At 62.9% G+C, this 22,521-nt stretch carries 17 protein-coding genes and 3 pseudogenes; 12 read left to right on the plus strand and 8 right to left on the minus strand.

What is annotated here, in order from left to right; all coding sequences use genetic code 11:
• The first annotated feature begins 229 nt into the window (after window positions 1-229).
• The gene (locus tag M3185_RS13635) at window positions 230-511 is read left to right on the plus strand and encodes a hypothetical protein (protein ID WP_251334228.1); all 282 of its coding nucleotides are present in this window, start codon (window positions 230-232) and stop codon (window positions 509-511) included.
• A 290-nt stretch (window positions 512-801) separates the two neighbouring features.
• Here the strand turns inward: M3185_RS13635 and M3185_RS13640 are convergent, their stop codons facing one another.
• The 3 genes from M3185_RS13640 to M3185_RS13650 form a co-directional block, all read right to left on the minus strand.
• The gene (locus tag M3185_RS13640; RefSeq protein ID WP_251334229.1) at window positions 802-1,128 is read right to left on the minus strand and encodes a histone-like nucleoid-structuring protein Lsr2; all 327 of its coding nucleotides are present in this window, start codon (window positions 1,126-1,128) and stop codon (window positions 802-804) included.
• A gap of 803 nt (window positions 1,129-1,931) precedes the next feature.
• Window positions 1,932-2,771 carry a hypothetical protein gene (locus M3185_RS13645; RefSeq protein ID WP_251334230.1) on the minus strand — a complete coding sequence of 280 codons (840 nt, stop codon included), beginning with the start codon at window positions 2,769-2,771 and terminating at the stop codon, window positions 1,932-1,934.
• A 94-nt stretch (window positions 2,772-2,865) separates the two neighbouring features.
• On the minus strand, window positions 2,866-3,288 hold the full coding sequence (locus M3185_RS13650; protein WP_251334231.1) for a hypothetical protein: 423 nt from the start codon (window positions 3,286-3,288) through the stop codon (window positions 2,866-2,868).
• Window positions 3,289-4,060: 772 nt separating this feature from the next.
• On the opposite strand from M3185_RS13650, the gene M3185_RS13655 reads away from it, so the two are divergent.
• On the plus strand, window positions 4,061-4,729 hold the full coding sequence (locus M3185_RS13655) for a hypothetical protein (protein ID WP_251334232.1): 669 nt from the start codon (window positions 4,061-4,063) through the stop codon (window positions 4,727-4,729).
• Between the two features lie 96 nt (window positions 4,730-4,825).
• On the opposite strand, the gene M3185_RS13660 is transcribed toward M3185_RS13655, so the two are convergent.
• Window positions 4,826-5,152 carry a histone-like nucleoid-structuring protein Lsr2 gene (locus M3185_RS13660; RefSeq protein ID WP_251334233.1) on the minus strand — a complete coding sequence of 109 codons (327 nt, stop codon included), beginning with the start codon at window positions 5,150-5,152 and terminating at the stop codon, window positions 4,826-4,828.
• 61 nt (window positions 5,153-5,213) lie between these two features.
• Entirely contained in the window at window positions 5,214-5,633 is a 420-nt protein-coding gene (locus tag M3185_RS13665) for a hypothetical protein (RefSeq protein WP_251334234.1), read from the minus strand.
• Between the two features lie 451 nt (window positions 5,634-6,084).
• Between M3185_RS13665 and M3185_RS17560 the strand changes: the two genes are divergently transcribed.
• Window positions 6,085-6,198 (plus strand): recombinase family protein, encoded by a 114-nt coding sequence (locus tag M3185_RS17560; RefSeq protein ID WP_374238518.1) that lies wholly within the window; start codon window positions 6,085-6,087, stop codon window positions 6,196-6,198.
• 1,279 nt (window positions 6,199-7,477) lie between these two features.
• Complete coding sequence (locus M3185_RS13675; protein ID WP_251334235.1) at window positions 7,478-10,039, plus strand: hypothetical protein; 2,562 nt, start codon at window positions 7,478-7,480, stop codon at window positions 10,037-10,039.
• A gap of 11 nt (window positions 10,040-10,050) precedes the next feature.
• On the opposite strand, the pseudogene M3185_RS13680 reads toward M3185_RS13675, so the two are convergent.
• Window positions 10,051-10,614: pseudogene (locus M3185_RS13680) on the minus strand (IS630 family transposase); the annotation flags it as partial.
• A gap of 1 nt (window position 10,615) precedes the next feature.
• Entirely contained in the window at window positions 10,616-11,182 is a 567-nt protein-coding gene (locus tag M3185_RS13685) for a helix-turn-helix domain-containing protein (protein WP_251334236.1), read from the minus strand.
• Window positions 11,183-11,323: 141 nt separating this feature from the next.
• Here M3185_RS13685 and M3185_RS13690 point away from each other — a divergent pair, with 141 nt between their 5' ends.
• The 8 genes and pseudogenes from M3185_RS13690 to M3185_RS13725 all read left to right on the plus strand — a co-directional run bounded on the left by M3185_RS13690 (window position 11,324) and on the right by M3185_RS13725 (window position 18,951).
• Window positions 11,324-11,932 carry a helix-turn-helix domain-containing protein gene (locus tag M3185_RS13690; RefSeq protein WP_251334237.1) on the plus strand — a complete coding sequence of 203 codons (609 nt, stop codon included), beginning with the start codon at window positions 11,324-11,326 and terminating at the stop codon, window positions 11,930-11,932.
• A complete protein-coding gene (locus tag M3185_RS13695) occupies window positions 11,911-12,456 on the plus strand; it encodes a transposase (protein ID WP_251334257.1) in 546 nt (181 codons plus the stop codon). The genes M3185_RS13690 and M3185_RS13695 overlap by 22 nt, the downstream gene beginning before the upstream one ends.
• Window positions 12,457-12,520: 64 nt before the next feature.
• A pseudogene (locus M3185_RS13700) lies at window positions 12,521-13,653 on the plus strand (IS701 family transposase); the annotation flags it as partial.
• Between the two features lie 611 nt (window positions 13,654-14,264).
• Window positions 14,265-14,594 (plus strand): CU044_2847 family protein, encoded by a 330-nt coding sequence (locus tag M3185_RS13705; protein WP_251334238.1) that lies wholly within the window; start codon window positions 14,265-14,267, stop codon window positions 14,592-14,594.
• 58 nt (window positions 14,595-14,652) lie between these two features.
• Window positions 14,653-16,908: a CHAT domain-containing protein gene (locus M3185_RS13710; RefSeq protein ID WP_251334239.1), complete on the plus strand. Its 2,256-nt coding sequence runs from the start codon at window positions 14,653-14,655 to the stop codon at window positions 16,906-16,908.
• A 65-nt stretch (window positions 16,909-16,973) separates the two neighbouring features.
• Entirely contained in the window at window positions 16,974-17,540 is a 567-nt protein-coding gene (locus M3185_RS13715) for a helix-turn-helix domain-containing protein (RefSeq protein WP_285859899.1), read from the plus strand.
• Window position 17,541: 1 nt separating this feature from the next.
• Window positions 17,542-18,105 (plus strand): annotated as a pseudogene (locus tag M3185_RS13720) (IS630 family transposase); the annotation flags it as partial.
• 282 nt (window positions 18,106-18,387) lie between these two features.
• The gene (locus tag M3185_RS13725; RefSeq protein WP_251334241.1) at window positions 18,388-18,951 is read left to right on the plus strand and encodes a hypothetical protein; all 564 of its coding nucleotides are present in this window, start codon (window positions 18,388-18,390) and stop codon (window positions 18,949-18,951) included.
• Between the two features lie 41 nt (window positions 18,952-18,992).
• Here M3185_RS13725 and M3185_RS13730 read toward each other — a convergent pair whose 3' ends face one another.
• Window positions 18,993-21,986 carry a tetratricopeptide repeat protein gene (locus tag M3185_RS13730; RefSeq protein ID WP_285859900.1) on the minus strand — a complete coding sequence of 998 codons (2,994 nt, stop codon included), beginning with the start codon at window positions 21,984-21,986 and terminating at the stop codon, window positions 18,993-18,995.
• Between the last annotated feature and the right edge of the window lie 535 nt (window positions 21,987-22,521).

The raw sequence follows: 22,521 nt of genomic DNA on the forward strand, positions 1-22,521 counted from the left end.
GCCGGGTGATGGAGGGGCGGTCGGGATATTCCTGAAGGCGTCCGGCGCCGGCTCACAGGGTGGCATCAATCCGCAGCGCCCCGTTCTCGGTGCCCCACAGTGCGTGTGGCCCGCTATGCGGTGAGTATTACCGGCCCACCATGCCCAGGGCGCTGACCACTGTCATATGTACACACTAACGTTCGTATGCGTAATCATGGGAATCCCCCCTTTGTGAAAGGCACCCCCCATGAGCGAGTACACAGCTCTCATCCCGCGCCCGGTCTGGGCCACGCACCAGGAAATCACCGATGCTGAGACGGTGGCCAACGTCCGGGAATTTCCTGCGTGGTCCATCGGTGGTGTTGCCCCCGTCGTTCTTCTGGATGTGTGGGAAGTGATCACCACACCTGAGGGCACCTATGTTCATCCTGATGGGCCCATACTGCACATTGGCCACGATGCGTGGACCCCGGAACAGGCCCGGGTGTTGCGGGACAGAATTACCGAAGCACTTGCGCTACTGGACTAATCATCGGGTGAGGGTCCCCGAGGCAGTTCTCCGGGGCCCTCACCCATGCATGATCACTCCTCGAAAAACCCGGAGCCCTTCTCGGCGCTGAACCATGTCACGGGTCCCTGCCAGGCCTTCTCATGCCAGTGCATTTTTCGGGCATGTGGGGTGGCGTCACTTCTGCTGCTGCGGTGCACCTTCCCCGTCGGCCCCGTTTCCCCTGCGGGCGGAAACGTAGCGGGCCGACGAGGTGCTGGGGCTGTCCTGGTGGCCGGGTGTGAACCCGTGCCGCCAGGGGAGTCGAGGGGTCAGTGGGCGGCGTAGTAGGCGTCCTTGACGGACTGGTGGATCCGGCCGCGGCTGGAGACCTCGTGGCCGTTGTCCTTGGCCCAGGCGCGGATCTTGGCGGTGTCCGGATCCGACTTGGAGGCCCGTGCCCCGGTGCTGCGGGCCGGGGTGCGGCCGGCTTTGCGGCCTGCGGCTGCGTAGGGGCGCAGGGCTTCGCGCAGCTGTTCGGCGTTGGCGTCGGACAGGTCGATCTCGTAATCCTTGCCGTCGAGGGAGAAGTGGACGGTCTCATCGGCTGCTCCGCCGTCGAGGTCGTCTTCCAGGATGATCTGCACGCTCTGGGCCATTCTGCTGCCTTTCCCTACTGCTAGTGTTTTCGCGCCGGAAATGCGCACACGATGGTGTGCGCACTGATATCGACCTTACCCCCATGGTGTCGAAGGGGAAAATTATCGGGGCGAACATCACCATTGCGGAGAATTCACAGGGAGGAAGAGGCAGGCGGCAGTGGATGCAGTACGTGGTCACTTGTTAGCTATGAATTCCCGCTGGGGTTTGCAGGAATGCGCAGCGAAATCCTTCTCATCAGGGGAAATCCTTCAGGGGCATCCGACCAAAAGGGGCGACTCGTCATGCCGAGAGGGCGTCCTACCGCATTCCGGGCCGGGGTGAGGAGCTCTGCGCTGCCCAGAAGGAGGGGCTGGGGGTAGCTCATTCTCGGCATGGCCGGGGACGTTCTGGAAGCAGCTGCCATGTGCGCCAGGGGGCCCGGGGAGCAACGCAGGTCAGTCCTCTTCAGCGGCTGCTGTGTCCTCGTCGTCCGGGGTCGTGTCGGCGTCTTGGATGGGGGAGGGGGTGGCCTCGAAGGCGTGGGGTCGGCCCCGATCTCAGGGGTGCTCTGGGTGCGGTTCTTGGTGCGGTTGCCGTCGATGACGGTGCCGGGTTCGGTGAGGTCGATGCACAGCATCGCCTCTTCCACGAAGGGCCGCCACCGCCGGGTGAGCGTGGTGTCGATCCCGTAGTGCTGGGTGAGCGCCGTGGTTGCGACACAGTCGAGTGCGCTGGACGGTGACTCGCAAGCCAAGGATTGCGAGGCCTTCCGAGCTGAACGTTGTCGTGAGAGCCTCCGAACGGTCGAGTCAGGTTGTGTTCAGTCGTCGGTGTGGAGGTGGCGGTGCAGCCACAGGGTGCACCACAGCTTCAGCCGGGTCTCGTCCCAGTCCGGGGCGTTGACGACCAACGCTTCGGACCCGTACCGGTAGACCGACTCCACCCCGTCGCGGTCGGTGAGCTCGCTGACCATCCGCTCCACCAGCTCCGGGTGCTGGGCGGCGAGGTCGGGGCGCAGTCCGACGTCGAAGCAGTCGATCTCGGCGACCACCGTCACCAGCGGCTCCTCGACCGTCTCGGCCACCGGACCGTGACCGTGCAGTCCGGTGATGGTCCGCCGGGTGTGGGCCAGCATTTCGGTGCCGCTCATCGGGTCGCGGCCGTGGGCGGACTGGTAGGCGCTGTAGAGCGGCATGGCCGGCAGGAAGACCTGGTGGTGGTCAGTAGCCAGCACGGGGTAGTTGAGCATGGCGTAGTTGCCGATGCGGTGCTCCCCGACCAGCCACTGCGCCTCGGGCACCGCGGTGGTGATGATCCGGGTGAGGTAGGAGGTGAACCCGTCGACCAGCGCCAGGGTCTGGGCCGGGGGGTGGGGGTCCACCAGCATGCCGTGGCGGGCCCAGCTGGGCCAGGTGGGACGGGTTGGGTCCGCGGTGAGCAACCTGGGGTCCACCCCGAGCTGCCGAGCCTGGGTGGAGATCCACTCCCACGCCGGGGCCACCGACTCAGGCGTGCCGTCGAGCCACCGGTCCGGGTGAAGGCCGTGGCCGGCCAGGGTCGAACGCAGGCCCTCCAGGGCCGGGGAGCGTTCGTCGAGGAACTCGTCCAGGGCATCAGCAGCCTGGGCCGGGCTCATGTCCTCGTACAGCGGCTCTTCCATGGCGTCACTGTAGTGGGCTCCCACTGCGGCTGTGTCGAGGCCACGGGGCAGGGGTGGAAGATCCTGGTGCTCTGGGCGCGGTGGAGGCGCAGGATCACCCGTGGAGGTCGGAGGCCTCCTCCTGGAGGTCGGCGAGCACCCACTCCGCCAGCTGCCCGGCCGGAACCACGACCGTGGCTTCTCGAAGCTCCTGCGCCTGCTGGGATGACAGGGAGTCCTCGGTGGCCTCGGTGTGGTAGGTGGCCAGGGCTGCGGTGTAGCCGGCGGCCAACTGGGTGGCCCAGGGTCGGTGGCCGGCGTAGCCGGGGTGGGCGGGGTCGGGGCTGCGCAGGTCCAGCCACCGGGCCGGCTCGCGCACACCATCGGTGGCCGGTATCAGGCACTGGTGCAGCACCCAGGTCACGTCGGCCCAGCGGCCGGCCGGGGTGAGCACCAGGGGGTAGAAGGTAGCGGCCCAGTGGGTGGAGGAGTGGGGGTGCAGCTCGACTGCCAGAGCCCCGAAGGCAGAGGGGGTCATGCTCGCTTCCTCTTCACGGTTCAAGGAGCGTGGCGGCCTGGGGCTAGACCGCACCGCCGGGTCGTCAAAAAGGTCAACGGCGATGCTCCAGAGTAGGCGCTGGGTCGATCACCGTGGAAGCACGCGGAGCAGTGAGAAGACTGGGGATCGTGGACGCCGATGGCGACGGGACGTCGTGGTTGTAAGGCATCCGGTGGCACAAGATGGTGGCAGGTCCAGGGGCCCAGTGTGCTGGCCGGGGGATGGACCTCCGGGGTGCTGCGGGACGGATCCTCCTGGGCGGTGCTGCCCCTGCGCGTTCGCCTATCGGTTCTGGTGCATGGCCCGTGGTGGGGCCAGAGGGCAACCGTGGCATCGGCCAGGGTCGGGTCTGGGTGGAGCGGCCGGTGGTGCGGGCACGCGGTGGGCTTCGCGGCCCGGGGTGGTGTCGTGAACTGAAGGGTGGATGGACGGCTGTGGTGGCACTGTGACGCCTGAGGTGGGGTGAGCTATAACGATCGTGCCTTGTCCGGCGGGGATTCCGTGGGCTTTGGTCGCTCCTGCGGGGACACTGGGGGTACGGGCCGCGTAGCAAGTGCTCCGGTTCCGGAAGGGCAGTACCGATCGCAGTCCCCGGGGGTTCGTGGGGGCCGCTACCGCCCGGGGTTCCTCGTGGACGGGTGCTCCGTGGCCATGAGCTGCAGTTCACTTCGCGCCGCGGGGCCGTCGCCGGACCCTGTTCTAGGTTCTCCTGGCTGGCCTTCCCTCGGTGTCCAGCACGAAGGGCCCCATCATGTTCACTGTTCATCGCCTGGCCGGCGCCGGTGCTGTCCTCCTCCTCGGTCTGGTCGCCCCGGTAGCCTCCGGGGCTGCGGCCGAGGCCGACCCGCAGGAGCAGTGGCCCCCGCCCAGCACCCACGGGCAGTTCCGTGCTCTGCCGGCCGCGTTGTCGGAACCGGTGACCCTCCCGGCGTGTGGCTCCGAGGTGACGCGCTCGATCGGGGACGTCGACACCACCCAGTACCGTGCGCTGGTCACCGCTGAGGGCGACACCGTGGTGGAGTACCGGGGTGGGTTCACGGTCGACATCACCCGGGCCTCCGACGGGGCGAGGCTGGAGGAGCTGGCCCTGGCCGAGTCAGGGTTCGAGACCTACTCCGCCGACGGGAAGAGCGTGACCTACGACTGGCCCGGCACGTGGCTGGTGGCGCCCTTCGATGAGGTCGAGGCCGCGGCCTTCGCCGAGGCGGGCTTGCCGGAGGCGTTCGTGTACCTGTCCGGGCGCCTGACCGAGACGGTGACCTTCGCCTCCGCGCCGCAGCCCGGAGAAGAGTTTCCGCCGGTGACCTCGGTACAGATCACCGAGAACTCCACCGAGTATGTCTTCGACCTGTGCGACCTGCTCGACCAAGCCGCCCAGGACACCACCGAGGAGGCCACCTCCGCCACTACCGCGCCCTGATCCGCTTCCCCACTTTCTCGGCTGTGACCAGCCCATCCCGGCGGAAGCCGAACACCTCAAGGGGGGACCGAACAACCAGTCCTCCCTCACGTGTGGTTAGTTCTGGGCGGTGTAGTAGGCGTCCTTGACGGACTGGTGGATGCGGCTGCGGTCGGAGACCGCGTGGCCGTTGTCCTTCGCCCAAGCCCGGATCTTGGTGGTGTCGGGGTCGCTGCTCGAGGCGCGGGTGCTGCGGGTGCCGGTGCTACGGGTGGTCTTGCGGGCGGCGGCCACGAAGGGGCGCAACGCCTCGCGCAGCTTCTCGGCGTTGGCCTCGGAAAGGTCGATCTCGTAGTCACGCCCGTCCAGGGCAAAGGCGAGGGTGGTGTCGGCGGGGCCGCCGTCGAGGTCGTCCTCGAGATGAACTTCGACTTTCTGGGCCATGGGGCAGGGGTCCTGATCAGTAAGCGGGTCGTAGAACAGGGCGGTGCTGGCGTAAGGGGGGTCAGGAATCGTCGGTGGTGTCATCGCCAACCGGGTCCTCCTGCACGGCGACGGCGTCGAGGTCCTCCGCCGCTTCGGCGTCCTGGGCCGTGGGCTTGGTGCGGTTGCCGGTGATGACGGTGCCGGCCTGGGTGAGGTCCACGCAGAGCATGCCGTCCTCGATGAACGGTTTCCATCGCCGGGTGGCGGTGGTGTCGATCCCGTAGTGCTGGGTGAACGCGGTGGCCGAGACAATGGCCTGCCCGGGTCCGCGTTTGGAGCCGTTGCGGACTGCATAGGCGTGGGGGGAGGAGTCATCGGCGGCGCGCAGGGCCATGACCTGCCGATCGCGGTCAAAGAGCAGCTCCACCGTCTCGGCATTGCCCACGAGGTCGTGGGCGGCCTTGTTCAGGGAGATCACCCCCCGTTTCTGGATAGTCACACTGGGAGCCTTCGCCAGCGGGGTCATCCTCTTGTCGAACACCTCGAAAGGCAAGCTTCCTCCTACGGTTAATCATTTCTCTACGCAGTATGCATTGTATTCATTGCAAGCGACGCATACGTGTTTGCGAAGCCGCGGAGGAGAGGCGTCTCGGAAGGCAAGGGATGCGAGACGTCTCATCAAACTTTTTTGCCCCCGCAGAAATCCGCGGCGGAGTGTGTCTCGCAGCTATGTGCTTTATCCATAGGTCCCGAACTGGATACTCAACGTTAGTTGCGAGACACATAGGGGTTGACGTGGGCAAGTTCATTGGGTATGCGCGTGTATCGATGTGACAATAGGACGCGGATGGTCCAGTGCATGACTTGCCAAAGGCGGGCGTGAAGCGCGATGGCCTGTACGTCGACCATGGAGTATCTGGTGGACGTGGTTCCCGTCAGTCTTCGACAAAGTGATTGCCTCGGTCGAGGAGCATGACACGCATGTCATCACTACGCTGAGCCGTCTGGGACGGTCGACGCAAGACATGCTCACTTTCGCCGAGCAGCTACGAAGTAGGGAGTGAGTCTGCGGGCGCTGTACCTGGGTGGGAAAGACGTGGACTCAGCAACGTCGATGGGCTCGGTGGTATTTACTGTGATGGTCGCCCTGCACAAGATGGAGCTGGAGACCAACCAAAAGCGCATCCCCGACTCGGTGGGCCATCGGAGGGCGGCCGGCAAGGACCTGGGTGGGCGGCGGCAGACCTTCACCGACTCCCACATCCACAACGCCCTGAGGCTAATCAATGCTGGGAGCTGGCCACCCAAGTGGCACGTGATTTTAGGATGTCGAGGGCCACCCTGTACCGGCGCATCCGAGAGATTCCGATGGTGACTGCCTGATTCGTCGACAACCGAAAAGTCTGGTGATGCAGTAACCACCTCTGCAGCGGACATGTCATCGTGCCGGTATTGCTCCCCTTCTATAAACGTGCCTTTCCGTGGCACACATCAGAGCACTTGTCCGCCCGTCGAGAATCACTCGAACGTGCATCCCTTGTGCCTGTGAGCAGCATAAGTAGACGATGGGAAAGGGTGTACGGGGATTACGCCTACGCACCGAGCTGGTCGAGGACGCCGCCGAGCTGAACATCAGGCTCTCTGTCAGACATATCAGTGCCACTAACGATTAAGACGAATTAAATACGCCCTAAATTGATGAAAGTCTGGTAAGGCGAGTCATCACAAATGGATTTTTTGGCGCCACCTGCAACTACTGCAGCAGATCCCTGTCGGGGCCCAGCCTTTTCCAGCCCATTAAATTCTCTGTGATTATCAAAAGGTAATCCATCACGACTCGGCAATACAACCGTGGCCGCATGGTATGCCCGTCAGACGCCCGGTGGCCGTGAAAATTAACCCTTAACGCAGCGTCAGATATGACAACTAAATCATCAGGGCCGCATTCTCCTCCCTAAGCCAGGCCAGTGCAGGGACTTAGGATTGGGAAGCCCCAAACATTGAAAAGAACTACGTCAGTACCGAGCACGCGCGGGCCCTCTGCTCTTGAAAACCGTGTGTCACGCTTTATCTTACGGTACCAAATTTGTAACTAAATTTGAATTCTCAAGGTTTCCACCACCGTTTATGGTATCCCATGGTCATGACTCATGGGATGCGGACCATTTACCCAACATTCCGGTAAGCAATTGACACATCGCCGGGCACTCCTATGGGCGATTTCCTATTAACATAGGCTAAAAGCAAATAATCCGCCCCAAAATAATAAAAGACCGGTGAGCAAATATGCGAAAAAGTGCGCTATGTTCATCCATATTTCTGCTCTTAGCCCTTATGGGCTCGATGATTCTCAGCGGTTATGCGGGTGACAACCTGCCCGGGTACGTATTGCCTGAGGATGATGTCAACACATCGGACGAGAGGATAATAGATTCGTTAACGCAACCCAATCTTGAAGGTAAAAGGACCTTGCGAATCTCCGTAACGGACCATATCGAAATAATACACGAATTCACAGTGACAACCAATCATCCAATAGTCAGTGATTTATCGGCAGGAAAAATTGATGACCATCCGTCGTCTATTTTAAGCATGCTCTCCGGATACCTTGAAGTGGAGTCTGCATCTGAAGATTATATTGAAATTTTTTGGAATAATCCGACTTTGCTGCGAAGCGACAATGGGGACACGACTATAGTCATCAGCGGAGTAAGCGAAGCCAGTCTGGATCTTCCACTCACTATACAATATCGCCACCACCCTTATTGTGCGTCGGAAAAATGCACGATTACTGCAATTGTAACAACCGCCAACAATAAGCTCGTCACCTCGGCCGAGCCCTCAGATACCATAACGAGTCAGTCCCCGATGACTACAATTATGCGTGACCTTACGGATGATTTTACGTTGGTCGTAGGGGATAAGCGCGCGTCTGGCCGTGCGGAACGATGGGAATTTCCTAAACCAATCGTCTCTCATTTTCCACAAATTTGGCGAACGGTACTCCTTGTGGGTCCGTGGTTCGTGGCGTACTACGTGTTCCACCGGAGCGTGTCGAGGGGAGCCCTGACTAGGCACGATGGTAGCGCGAATTTTGACGATTTAATCCGACCCTCTGTCAATATGTTGCTGACGGCATCCGCAGTACTTGTCGTTGGACAAATGTTTAGCCTTTTAGAAGTGACGGTGTTCGAGTGGCGTGAACGCCAGTATGATTTATATGATTTAGGACAACGGCCGTGGTTTGTGCCCCCCGGGATGTTGAGAGTAACACCGGTTATCATTGGCGTATTGGCTCTATGGGCGTGGAATGAGGGACCTCGCTTGGGTGCTATCCAAAAGCGGTTCCTCAATCCATTCAAATTAATTTCTATAATGGTAGGATTGCCGCTGGTTGTCTTCTTGGTTCTCGATTTGTGGCCATACTGGTCCCAGCTTAGAATTTTAGGCGTCTTGTTATTGGCTATACTATTTGGTTTGATTGGGTTGGCCAAGCAGTTGGGCATGTCTTTCCCCCGGGCTATGTTCAATGGTTCATGTGCAGCTTTTCTAGTTATAACCATCTCTCTAGTGGGGACAAGGCACACGCAAAATGCTGAGATTATAAATGGAGTGCTGACTGCGCTGACAATGGTCGGTTTCATGACTTCTCTTATTCTTGGTGTTTACTTAATATGTAAAATTCCAGGACCTAATAAAGATGTTATACCAAATTGGGTTATTGCTCTGAGTGTCACCTTCTCTATTGTTTTTTCCGTTCCTGCAGAAATATATGATTTTCAACTTTTTCCCATTTCACCATCTGATGTAATCGCAATGATTTATGGGTTGGAGCCATTTATTAGATTTGGACTCACGGCTTTGGTTTTTGTTGTACTTTACGCTTGGCCTCATTTTGATCTGCCGGACAGGTGTATCCGCGGCGCAGGTGTCGCAGTAGTTGCCCTTTTTACTGTGAGTTCTGATACGTCTTGGATGGGGATTCCTGTTGCGTTCATTGCGGGATTTTTATTAATTACAGTTATTCTTATTCCGCGGACTGCAGGCGCGGCTTTACTGCATCCAGATATGGTGTCGCGCGGATTGGATCTCTCCGGTTCGGACAAAGGGTCGAGCAAGTCCGCCGCAAAAGCCCGTAACTTTTTGTCTCACTTAAAGTCGGCACGACTTCAACGAGAAGCAAATTATGGCTTGAGGAAGAAGGTGGTGACGGGGGATATCGCACTTGAAAAGGAGTCCGAGGCGCGTTCAGAAATCGCGAAACTGCTTCACGCTCCTATAAAAATATCGTCTTCGGATAGACATGAAGTGCTGGGATGGGGAGGCGTTGGTGATCCATGGGCGCGTGGGTTGCGGGGCGCGGCAACTTCTTCTACAGTCGGCCTTATTTTTTTCATACCCCAACTCGCAGATATTTTTTCTATATTAGGGGACATTAGGGGTACCTCCCCTTGGGTGGGGGCATTAAACATAGCGTTGGGATTTGGTTATCCTCTCTATGGATTTGCATTTGGTTATTTTATGCCGATCATTCGTGGAAGCATGGGTATTGCAAAGGCTGCGCATTTTTTCGTGGTGTTGGCCGTATCCCATATTGTGGCATTGGTATGTCAACCAAGTTTGCCCGAAGACATTTCTCAAACTGTATTTTTGCTGTGTTTTCAGTTCGCTGTTTTGTGTGTGGCCTTGGGTGTAGGGGCTGACTTAGGTTCTCTTCGACACGCTGGTGCTGGCGTGGACCAGTTGGCGGAGCTTTATCATGTGAACCGCCTTACTCTCTGGTCGTCGGGCGTGGCCGTCGCGGCGGTGTCCGCGCTTATTACAGGTCTCGTGGGTTCAGCGCTTCCTGTATTGATGCAGCCAGTGCTTCCGCCGTCGCCACCCGCTATATCCAGCGAGCCTTAGTGCTTCGTTCCTCAAAGGCGATATTCAAAGCGGCGGCGCAGCCGGCGATGTGGTGGCGCAGGCCGGCCCCAGACCCAGGGTTTTGCCCTGGTGTTGAGCTGTGCGGTGGCCAGGGCGGTGGCGGCCTCGATCTCGGCCGGGTCGGCGAAGGACTGCCCCGCCAGGGCCGCCTTGCGGTAGATCCGCCACCAGCCCTCCTGCAGGTTGAGCCAGGCGGCCCCCACCGGGATGAAGACGTGGGTAATGCGCGGGTGGTCCTCCAGCCAGGTACGCGTGGCCGCGCTGTGGTGGGAGGAGAGGTTGTCGGTGACCACCACGATCTTCCCGCCCGGGTTCGCCTGCTCCACCGCGTGCAGGAACCGTTGGTAGTTGGCGCTGTTGCGGGAGGCTGCCGTCATGGTGAGCTCCTGGCCGTCGGCCGGTCGCAGCGCCCCGTAAACCCAGGTCTTCTCCGGGCCCCGGCCGTAGTCCACCTCGTTCTTGATCCGGTGCCCGCCCGGTGACCACCCCGGTGCCGGCGGAAACGTGCGCGGGATTACCGGCCCGAGCTCGTCGATGCACAGGACCGTCGCTCCCTCAGGTGGGTAGGTGTAGAGGGAAGACTCCGCGTCCTTTTCCCGCGACGTCCGGGTCCTTGCTGGTCGTCCAGGTGCGGGTACGGCGCCAGCGCACGCCCTCGGCCAGCAGGATCCGCCTCACCTGACTGCGATGCACCTGGATGCCTTCGGCCTGAGCGGCGGTAGTAAGAGCGTCCAGGGTCCACTCCGGTGGGCCGGTCTCCTCGGTAGCGGTCAGCTCCCCCGCCTCATCGCGCACCGGCCGACCCGGCGGAGGCTTTTTCACGAGTCCGATCAAACGGGAGCGTTCGGCCTCCGTGAGCCGCCGTTTCCGGCCCTGCCCACCCCGGTCGGCCAGCCCGTCCACCCCGGCGGTGTTGAACCGGACCAACCAGCGGCGCACCGTCTGCTCATGACACCCCAGCCGCCTGGCAATCACCGGTACGCGCAGCCCCTCCCAGCTCAGCGATACGATCCTCGCCCGTAGGATCCAGTTCGCCGGGGCGTGTCGGGCCCCGGCCAACTTGCGGATGCTCTTCTCCTCGGCCGCATCCGCGGCCGGGCGTGCGCGCAGGATCTTCGGCATACGGACCGCCCCTCAGGACGCCCAACCAGAGGCCTACTAATTTACGCCCCCAAAGAGGAACGGAGCATTAGTGCTCCGTTCCCTAAAGGAATGGTGGACCCGTGCTGGTTCGGGGCGGATCATGGTGGTGGAGGTTCTGCCATGGCCGCACCGTTGTATGCCCGTCCACCGCGGGATGCGGAGGAGGAGCGCAAGACCCGCAAGCTGGCCGGGGCCCGTCATGCTCCGGCGGACTGGGTGCTGCGGGCCCGGATGATCACCGCCTCCTGGGCCGGGAAGACCGTCAGCGCCATCGCCGAGGAACTGGGGTGCAATCCCAAGACGGTGCGGGTGCGGCTGCACCGCTTCAACGCCGAGGGCCTCGACGGGCTGGGGGATCAGTCGATCCCCGGGCGCCCGCCCCGGCTCAGCGAGGCCGACCGGTCCCGCCTGGTCGCCCTGGTGGCCCAGCCCCCGCCGGGCCGTCCGGTCCGTGATGAGGCTGGGGAGCTGAGCGCCGCGGAGGAGACCGGCGCGCCCGAGTGGACCCTGGATGCCCTCGCGGCCGCCGCCCAGGCGGAGGGGATCGAGGTGCACCGCAGCCAGGTGAGGCGGATCCTGCTGGCCGAAGGCGTGCGGTGGCGCCGTACGCGGTCCTGGATCAGGAGCAAGGACCCGGACTTCGCGGGAAAAGGACGAGGATCGTCACCCTCTACACCCAGCCACCGGCCGGGGCGACGGTCCTCTGCATCGACGAGCTCGGGCCGGTGATCCCGAGGACATTTCCGCCGGCGCCGGGGTGGTCGGTGGGTGGGCACCGGATCAAGAACGAAGTGGACTACGGCCGCGGACCGGAGAAGACCTGGATCTACGGGGCCCTGCGCCCGGTGGACGGTCACGAGTTCACGATGACGGCCTCGAGTCGCAATAGTGCCGCCTATCAGCGGTTCCTGCAGGTGGTGGAGGACGCGAACCCGGGCGGGGAGATCGTGGTGGTCACCGACAACCTCTCCTCCCACCACAGCGTGGCCACCCGCACCTGGCTGGAGGGCCATCCTCGGATCACCCAGGTCTTCATCCCGGTGGGGGCCGCGTGGTTGAACCTGCAGGAGGGCTGGTGGCGGATCTACCGCAAAGCGGCCCTGGCCGGGCAGTCCTTCGCCGGCCCGGTGGAGATCGAGACCGCCACCGCTCTGGCCACCGCCCAGCTCAACGCCCGGGCGAAACCCTGGGTCTGGGGACGACCAACGCCACCACACCGCCGACTCCGCCGGAAGTTCACCTACCTCCTTTAGGGAACGGAGCATTAGTACTACAGTCGCGCTTGTGGAGCTCTCGTTCCGGGCTGATCCTGGTGTGATGAGCAACGATGTGGCGGTGGCGGACGTTGCGCAGTGGGCTGAGGGTCTGGCTGAGGTCGCGGAGCTGATCGGGGGCCGGTTCGCGAGGGCGGAACCTGGGGCCAACGCAATGGCCTACCTGCAGGGGCTGCTCTCCGGGGCTGAGCGGAAGAACTCCTGGACCCTCTCCGAGCAGGCCGGCCACGCCACACCCGATGCGATGCAGCGGCTGCTGTCGACCACGGACTGGGACCCGGACGCACTGCGCGATGACCTGCGGGCCTACGTGGTGAGCACGATCGGGGATCCGGGCGGGGTGCTGGTGGTGGACGAGACCGGGTTCCTCAAGAAGGGCACCCGCTCGGCCGGAGTCGCCCGGCAGTACTGAAGGCACCGCGGGGCGGACGGAGAACTGCCAGGTCACCGGTGTTCCTCACCTACGCCACCGGGCACGGGCGCACCTTCCTGGACCGGGAGCTGTACCTGCCCAAGGCCTGGACCGATGACCCCCACCGGTGCCGAGCCGCCGGCATCCCGGCCGGCCGTCGCTTCGCCACGAAGCCGGAGCTGGCCGCGGCCATGATCGCCCGCGCCGTTGCCGGCCACGTACCGGCCAAATGGGTGACCGCCGATACCGTCTACGGCCAGGCCTGGACCTTCCGCCGGGCCGTAGAAGACCAGGGTTTGCACTACGTGGTCGGTGTGCCGGCCAGCCAGGCCGTGTGGCCGAAGACCGGGCCCCTGGCCTTCCACCAGGTGCGCGCCGAGCAGCTCATCGCGTCCTTACCGGGGCAGGCCTGGCGGGTGCGCGCAGCCGGGGACGAGGCCAAGGGGCAGCGCCGCTACGGATGGGCCCGGGTGCGGGTCACCGGAATGCTCGAGCCCGAGGGCGAGTACTGGTTGCTGGCCCGCCGATCCCTGACGGATCCGACCGAGATCGCCTATTACCTGTGCTTCGCGCCCCCACGGGTGGGCCTGGCCGAACTGGCCCGGATCGCCGGGACCCGGTGGTCGATCGAGGAGACGTTCCAGACCGCCAAGGGTCAGACCGGCCTGGACCAGTACCAGGTGCGTCAGTACACCGGGTGGTACCGCCACATCACCTTGGCGATGCTCGCCCACGCCTTCCTCACCGCGACCCGCGCCCGGGCGGCGGCAAAAAGGGGGGCCACCCCGAAGGTGGCAGCGAGCTCATCGCGCTGAGCCTGCCCGAGATCCGGCACCTGCTCGTGCTGCTGATCTGGGCCACGCCACCAACACCCCAAATCGTGCTGGAGCGATCCCGCTGGCCCCTGCGCCTCATCGGGGTCGGGGACCGGAGCACCCAAGTTGTCGGGGACCGGGAGATGTGCCAGGTAGCCCGCTACCGGCGCATCGGAGAACTCCCGCAACCGGCGATTTGAGCACGCTGCGGCACGGGATGTGTTCGTCCTCCGGGGGGAGTGGCGCTGTCCTGGTCATCCCGGATGAGCAGGGCATGAGGCGGCAACGGCCATTCTCTCGCGCGAAGTTCCGTGCCCAGGTGCCCGCGTGTCTTCTGGCATGCGGTGATGTTCGGGAAACGTGACATCTACCAGCACATGCTGGCGTCAGGTCCATGCACTCGGGTTCACTGGGTGCCAGTGATCGAGATCCGCGCCGCCCCCAGTGACCGATGAGGGTGTCGCTTCGCCGGGCCTGCCGGGAGTGCCAGGCCCTCGACAGGACCAGCGGCACGAGAGCACTGGTGACTTCCCGGCAGTGCCCCGAGGGGGACAACGGCCATGGACAGTCTCGTCGAGTTTTCCACAGGTACCGGGGACAGCGTGCTGGTGCAGGTCAGTAGTGGTCCGGGTGTGCCGGTCACCCGCGGGGCAGGATCTGCTGCGCTGGTGCAACAGGCCCAGCGCACGTTCGAGGAGGCAGTCGGGCGTATCCGGCCGGCGGTCCAGGGGCTGATCGAGCAACTGGTGGCGTTGCCCCATCGACCGTCGGAGGTGTCGGTGGAGTTCGGGATCAATCTCCACGCCGAGGCCGGGGCGTTCATCGCCCAGGCCGGCACGAGCGCTAACTTCACCGTCAAGCTCACCTGGGAGGGTCCCGACCGGGACTGAGGGCCGGGACGGGCGCGGGGAACGTGGTGTAGGGCGGGCTCGAGGTTCGGGGGAATCGATGAGCGTGTTGAAAGTGTCCATCGACCGGGCCGGGGCCGCCGGTCGGTACGACGTGGAGATCGTGCAGTCCCCGGTGGGGGAGGCTGCGGCCACCGTGAGCCTCGACAGCGATCGGTTGCTCCAGGAGCGGGAGGGCTGGCAACAGGCGGTCCTGTTGTCCTCCATCGGCACCCGGCGGATCGTGTCCCAGCTGGAGACGGTGGTCCGGGAGGTCGGCCAGGAGCTGTTCGAGGCGGTGTTCGGGGACCCGGCCATGGCCGCCCGTTATCGCTCCAGTGTGGACTACGCCGCCGATCACGGGGAGTCGCTGCAGGTGGTCCTGCGGATCTCCGCCCCCGAGCTGGCCGGATTGCCGTGGGAGGCGATGTACGACCCTCACGCCGGCACCTACATTTGCCGGGTGGAGCCTTTGGTGCGTCATGTCCCGGTGGCCTCGGCGCTACGTCCGTTGCGGGTGCAGTACCCGGTGCGGATCCTGGGCATCACCGCCTCCCCCCGCGGGCTCCCCGCCCTGGATGTGGAGGCCGAGGAGGAACACCTCACCCAAGCGCTGGAGGAGCAGGTGCGGCAGGGCCGGGTGGAGGTGCACTGGGTGCGTAACGCCACCTGGGACCGCATTCACGACACGTTGCTGAGCGAGCCGTGGCACGTGCTGCACTTCATCGGTCACGGTGACTTCGACGCCGAGGGTGATGAGGGGGTCCTGGCGCTGGAGAACGCCTCCGGGCGGGCTCATCATGTGGAGGCGAGCCGGTTCGCGGACCTGTTGCACGAGGCCAGCCCCATGCCGCGGTTGATGGTGCTCAACTCCTGCAAGTCCGGGCAAGCCGGTACCACGGATCTGTTCTCCGGCACCGCCTCGGCCTTGGTGCGTGGTGGGGTGAGCGCGGTGGTGGCCATGCAGTTCGAGATCACTGATCCGGCCGCGGCCGCCTTCGCCCGCGGGTTCTACTCCGCGATCGCCGTGGGTCGTCCGGTGGACCAGGCGGTGCGCAGTGGGCGGGTGTCCATCCTGGGGCTCAACGGTCACACCTTGGAATGGGCCACCCCCGTGCTCTATGTGAGAGGGCAGGACACCCGCCTGTTCACCATCCGGAAGACCCGCGGACCCGCCCCGGGCCAGGAAACAGCCCACCACACTTCCCCACCCCTCAAAGAGCAGGATGAACCACCCACCGGCGCTGACGAGCAGACGGACCGAGCGGACAACACGGCCTCGGCGGAGGCCGAACGCGAGCAAGCCCAACGAGCCGAGGCCGAACGCGAGCAAGCCCGCCGAGCCGAAGCCGAACGGGCCGAAGCCGAACGGGCCGAGGCCGAACGGGCCGAGGCCGAACGGGAACAGGCTCAACGGGCGGAGGCCGAACGCGAGCAGGCCCGACGAGCGGAAGCTGTCCGGTGGGCAGAGGCCGAGCGGGCAGCGTTCAAGCAGGCGGAAGCCGAACGGGAACAGGCGGAACGCCGACAGGCTGAACGGGAGCAGGCCCAGCGTGCGCAAGCCGAACGCGAGCAAACCCGACGAGCCGAAGTCGAACGACAACAGGTTCAACGGGCGGAAGCCGAACAGGCCGAAGCCGACAGGAAAAAAGCCCGGTTCCGTGCAAATCAGCATCCAGCTCGGAAGACGCCTTTTGTCGCGATTCCCCACAGCAAAGTTGGAAGTAGCTCTGGTAATCCCGAGAAGGAACATCCGCCGGATCACGTGCCACAACAGCGTATCGGTCCGGTCTCCGCCCCGCCGGAGCACCGCAGACTGCTGAAGCTGACTTTGATTTCGGCCGGGCTATTCCTGCTCTACAACATCGGCTTCCTAATCAGTAACGCCACTCATTACCCGGCCGGCTGGGAAGCGTGGGAGGCAGCGGGAGAGGGGGTGTTCACGCCGGAACACCAGCGTGCCGTAGCTAACGAAGTGCGCATTATAGCAACCATCCACCTCGTTCTGCTGGCATTCGCCATGCTCCTATACGGGGCCACGTACCTTCGTTTGAAGGAAGGAGACAGACAGGCTCGGATCAACGGCATCATCCTGGCCATCGTGGGCACCATAGTCACGGTAATAACCTCACTGGCTATCTTCAGTGAGGTGTTCCTATATCTCAAAGAATACGGAACCCTAGTTGTCGAGGTATGGGCCCAAGTGGTGATCGCCATCGGTGTCGCCTGCGGTATCGCTCTCCTTGTCGTCAACATCCTGTGGCTGATCACGGCGTTCAAAAATCCGGTGGCTCGCTGGTTCGCCCAACAGTCTTAGTGCTTCGTTCCGCTTTGGGGGCGTAGATTGGTGGGAGCTGATCCGGTTCCCTGGGGGCGATCCATATGCCGAAGATCTTGCGCGCGAGGCCGGCCGCGGACGCGGCCGAGGAGAAGGCCATCCGGAAGCTGGCCGGGGCCCGTCACGCCCCAGCCGATTGGATCCTCCGGGCGAGGATCGTGTCCTTGAGTTGGGAAGGGCTGTGCGTACCGGTGATCGCCGAGCAGCTGGGCTGTCACGAGCAGACGGTGCGCCGGTGGCTGGAGCGCTCCAACGCCGCCGGGGTGGACGGGCTGGCCGACTGGGGTGGGCAGGGCCGCAAGCGGCGGCTCACGGAAGAGGAACGCTCCCGCCTGATCGCTCTGGTCGCCCAGCCCCCGCCGGGTCGGCCGGTGCGCGATGAGGCGGGGGAGCTGACCGCTACCGAGGAGACCGGCCCACCGGAGTGGACCCTGGACGCTCTTACTACCGCCGCTCAGGCCGAAGGCATCCAGGTGCATCGCAGTCAGGTGAGGCGGATCCTGCTGGCCGAGGGCGTGCGCTGGCGCCGTACCCGCACCTGGACGACCAGCAAGGACCCGGACGTCGCGGGAAAAGGACGCGGAGTCTTCCCTCTACACCTACCCACCTGAGGGAGCGACGGTCCTGTGCATCGACGAGCTCGGGCCGGTAATCCCGCGCACGTTTCCGCCGGCACCGGGGTGGTCACCGGGCGGGCACCGGATCAAGAACGAGGTGGACTACGGCCGGGGCCCGGAGAAGACCTGGGTCTACGGGGCGCTGCGACCGGCCGACGGCCAGGAGCTCACCATGACGGCAGCCTCCCGCAACAGCGCCAACTACCAACGGTTCCTGCACGCGGTGGAGCAGGCGAACCCGGGCGGGAAGATCGTGGTGGTCACCGACAACCTCTCCTCCCACCACAGCGCGGCCACGCGTACCTGGCTGGAGGACCACCCGCGCATTACCCACGTCTTCATCCCGGTGGGGGCCGCCTGGCTCAACCTGCAGGAGGGCTGGTGGCGGATCTACCGCAAGGCGGCCCTGGCGGGGCAGTCCTTCGCCGACCCGGCCGAGATCGAGGCCGCCACCGCCCTGGCCACCGCCCAGCTCAATGCCCGGGCGAAACCGTGGGTCTGGGGACGGCCCCAGCCACCACATCGCCGGCTGCGCCGCCGCTTTGTATATCGCCTTTGAGGAACGAAGCACTAAGTGTGCGGCGATCGACGGTGAATGTGTCACGCGTGCTCCGCCTGATCCGCGCGTAGCATTTTTAAGCTACTAATTTCAGTGCGTTGACCGATCATACGTTGGGAAAGGCCCGATCATGATCCGTTGGTGAATTTATATATAGACCGAAACGGGTGGCGAGGCGGTGCGTTCTCCCAGATGAAGCTGGCTCTGGAACATCTTACGCTCGTCATCGTAACGTCGTATAGTGTATGCACGAAGCGCGATAAATCTACTGCTGGAGTGTTTATGCCGCTGGAAGAAGTCAATGCCGAAATCGGCCTTCCGTGGGGGCTGGGCAAGGTGGGTGGCACGTGGCGTCCGGATGACGCGGAGCGTGCGGCTGCCTGGGAGATGCTGGTCGAGCTCTCCACCCGCGTCGCCCTGGCAGAGTTGCGACCGGGAGAGGGGCTGCTCCGGGAAGCGCTGTCATCGCACTACGCCCTTTTCGGCGTGACGCGTGACCTCCTTCGACGGCACGGGGTGGCGACGGCACGCCCTAACTTCGTCCAGGAGGGTACGGTTTCTTTCGCTGCGCTTTCGATTTCGATGCTGAATGGTGCTATCAGGCCCCTGCTCGCATACTGGCACCCGGTGCTGCGTGACTATGAGGAGCGTAAACCCTGGGAAGTCAGTTCCATTGACTGGGAGCGGCAGTGGGACAAAGCCGAGGTGCTGCGTAAGGAACTCGCTGATGTCCGCAGCACACTCATGGCTTATGCCGGCCTGATTGCGGACGTGTGCGACGCCCGACCCGTCTTAGGCGCAATCAATTTCAATCCGCCGTGCCCACCCGGCCAGGCCGGGGAATGATTCATGAGCTGGCCCCTGTGGGTTATTGAGTATTAAGTCATTCACAGCAACCCAGTATCCTGACCAACGTCCGCAGCTGCCTGCTGCTGGAGCTCTTGATAGTGGCGTTGCTCGTCCGCGCGGCCCAGTAAGCCGAAGGATGCTGCGAGGTCGCCTAGCGCTTCGGCGTAGAAAGCGCTGTGCTCGCCGGCATGATCGCGCCAATATGCAGCAAGGTCTTGCTGGCCTGGAATAGCTTCCTGCGCGGCGCCACTTCGGGCCAACATAATGAGTTGCTGACGGCGTGCCCGAAGCGTCAACCGGTGTTGTGAGCCGAGTGCATGGCTCATCCGCGGGACCAGGTCGTCGAAGAGGGCTGTGGCCTTCCCCGGTGCTCCCGCTGTCCCTATGAGCGCCGCGCGATTGTGCTCGGCCAGAAGCGCCGCGCTGTCATCTGCCGGCAGCCGAGCCGCGGCCGTCTTGCAAGCCAACTCAAGCAGGTCGAGCGCGCGATCGTGCCGCCCCGCGCGACGCAGCATCTCTCCTGCTGTCGCAAGTGCGTTGACCATGGGCTGGGCGTCTACTGAGTCCAGAATTGAGCCAAGAGCAACTAGTTGACTGCCGATTTCGTCGTCTGGTGAATCAGGCAAGCCTGCCAGTACGTTTAGCAAGCGCATTCTAGCCTTCCAGGTGACCTCATGGTCCGTGCCGTACAGGGCGTTGTATCGTTCCACGAGTTCACGTGCCAACGGTAGTGCCTCTGCCGGGTTTCCGGTTCTAGTTAGTCGATCGATAAAATTGCCGAGGCTCGCTAGCGTCGTAGTGTGGTTTTTCCCAAGCACGCGGGTGCGGCGGGCAATAAGGTCAGTGTATGCCGCGATTGCGTCTGGGTACGGGCTGGGAGTAACACCCTGGGAGAGCAAGCTGTGTAACGAGAAAAGGGTGTGCGGATGATCGGGACCCAGCACCCGAAGCCGACGCTCATAAGCGTCAAGATGAAGTCGTCGTGAACGTTCCGGATCAACGGCGAATACGGCGTTCGCTAAGTTATGTTCGAGGGTCAGCGTGTCGCGATCATCCGGCCCCAAAAGACACGTCATAGCATCGAATATTTCCTCAAGATCATTTATCTGGGAACCGGGATTAACTTTTCCGCGATCAAGCGCCAAATCTGCTGCCACGGTGAGCGATTCCCGCGTTTGCTCCTCGAGGCTCACCAAGCGGACCTTTTCAACCGCCAAGGCATGGATTTGCGCGGCTTCGGAGTAACGTTGCTCGACATGCAAGAAGCGACCCAGAGCGCGCAATGCGTTAATGTTAAAGGTATCCTCTGGTGATGGTGCCTGGAGCGCAAGGGCTGCGCCGAAAGCGGCAAGTCGGCGATTATTGCGATGCGTAGCGATGTCTTCGACGTCCCCGATGTCGTCAAGTATCTGGACAGACACGTCCTCAACGACAGTGGCGTGGAAGTCCTCAGGATCCTGGACGTACTGTAGTGCTGAGAAACCGACTAAACCATGCAGCTCGATAGTGTCTGAATCCAAAGTGCGGACCAAGGAGAGATTGAGCAACTCGCCCAGCGCTTGACGAGCCCCGGAAGTTGCTAGGTCCCCGCTCGTGAAGTGCCGCAATACCGGCATCAAAGTTCGCACGGGCAACGGTCCTACATTAACCGTTGCTGCGATCGCGAGCAGGATGAAAGCTGCCTCCGTAAGGCGATGTATGCTCGGCCCAAACGTGGCCACCGCGCTACTCACATGGCCAGTCGGAGAGACAGAAGTCCAGGCATTGGTTGCCGCCTCCTCAACCAGGGTCAATTCGTCTCCCGGCTTATCGAGTTCGGCCAGCAGAGAGCCTGCGGAAGAGCCGGGCATGGCAACGAGTGCGCCGACGACGTCGAGTGCCAGGGGTAGGTGACCTAGTTTGGCAACCAATCCGAGAGCGTCATTCTTGTCCACTTCTTCCGAATGAGTCATCTGGGACAGGAGTAGCCCAACAGCCTCTTCATCGTTCATGACCCTGAGCGGCAGATTGGGCACGTGCCGATAGGCGGTTCCTTGGGTTGTTACAACAGTGCGGCCACCTTTGACCGGGGGCAGCACGGAAGCGAACTCGGCGGCGGATAGCCCTGGTGGGAGGTCGTCGACCACCCATAGGAAGGGCCGGTCGAGTGAGACGAGATGACCGGTGATGACATCGTTTTGATTCGGAGACGGGGCGGTCAGGTCGGTGTCACCCGGACGGATCTGGAGAGGGCGCAACTGACGCGCAATAAGTCCGAGCTGGGTCTCGAGGACAGATTGGACGTGCTGTGGTCTCTGCCCAGCCTCGACGGGGGCGCTGAGCCGCAGCCAGAAGATCCCGCCGGGGTAAGCGGCGGCGAAGCGACTGGCGTATTCGCGTACCAGTGCAGTCTTGCCTAATCCACCCATGCCCTGAACGACGACAGCAGGAGGCACGGGGTCGCCACCGGCCACCGCAGGCGGTGGCCGTAGTAGCTCGTCCAGTCTCCACAGGTCCGACGCACGGCCCACGAACCGCTGGAACCTTGACGGCGGGTCACCGTACCAAGGCACCGCATCCGCATCGACAATCTGTGCAAACGTGCCATGTGTCGCGTGAGCACGATCAGCGATGCGACGGGCCAGCGCAGCCCAACCCTCGGTGTCCTCCGACTGCGGCGCGTCCGCGATCAGATTAGCGCGCAGTGACGTGGGCAAGATATGTTCGATGCCCGGCTCGGGATTGATAACGAAGACGCGTGAGGGATCGACGGCTATCGCAGCCGTGAGCTCCCAGTGGCACGCTCTCCGGCTGGCGTAGGCGTCGGAGTACCAACACAAGAACAAGGCCGACTCAGCCATTCCCGCCCTGACACGATCTTCGATCGCGTCGAAATCCTCAATGTCGGCATCGTCAAAGAAAACCTTGACACCAAGTTTTAGGAGGCTGTCGCGCAACATCGGCGCCAGTCCACGACGCGGGTTCTCCGCCATGCGTTGGGAACTTTGATCGAGCCAGGCGTGACTGAGGAACACGGCACCAGATCCAGCCATGCCACCCCTCTCAATACCGGGGGTTGCTGAAGCAATCAGTCCAAGACGTCAACTCCAGTAAAGCACGGTCGACCATGCCAATCGAAGGGCCCGTTGACCCGAACCGCACTGGATCTATCAGAGATGTTGAATGCTGCTGGCGAAGGCCCGCCTGCAGGACGGCCAGTAGGCCAATGTCCCACCTGAAAGCGGGCATAGGGCCAGTAAGAGACGGACTTTACATATGACCGGTTAGAGAACCCCAATTCACGGAAGCTGTTGAAAGTTGATCACCGTTGAGTCGGGCGACACTCAGGTGATCGCTATCCTGCACCGGATGGTCCGTTCGATGCAGAACATGCTGGCCTTCGCCGAAGCGCTGCAGAGCAGGGGCGCCGGGTTGCGGGTGATGAACCTGGTTGGGAAGACGTGGACACCCACACTCGATGGGCTCGATGCTCTTCACCGTCATGGCCGCCCTGGCCCAGATAGAACTGGAGATCAAACGCGAACACATTACCGACTCGTGGCCAAACGCAGAGCGGCCGGCAAGGAC

The organism is Kocuria rosea (assembly GCF_023715525.1).
GTDB lineage: Bacteria > Actinomycetota > Actinomycetes > Actinomycetales > Micrococcaceae > Kocuria > Kocuria rosea_A.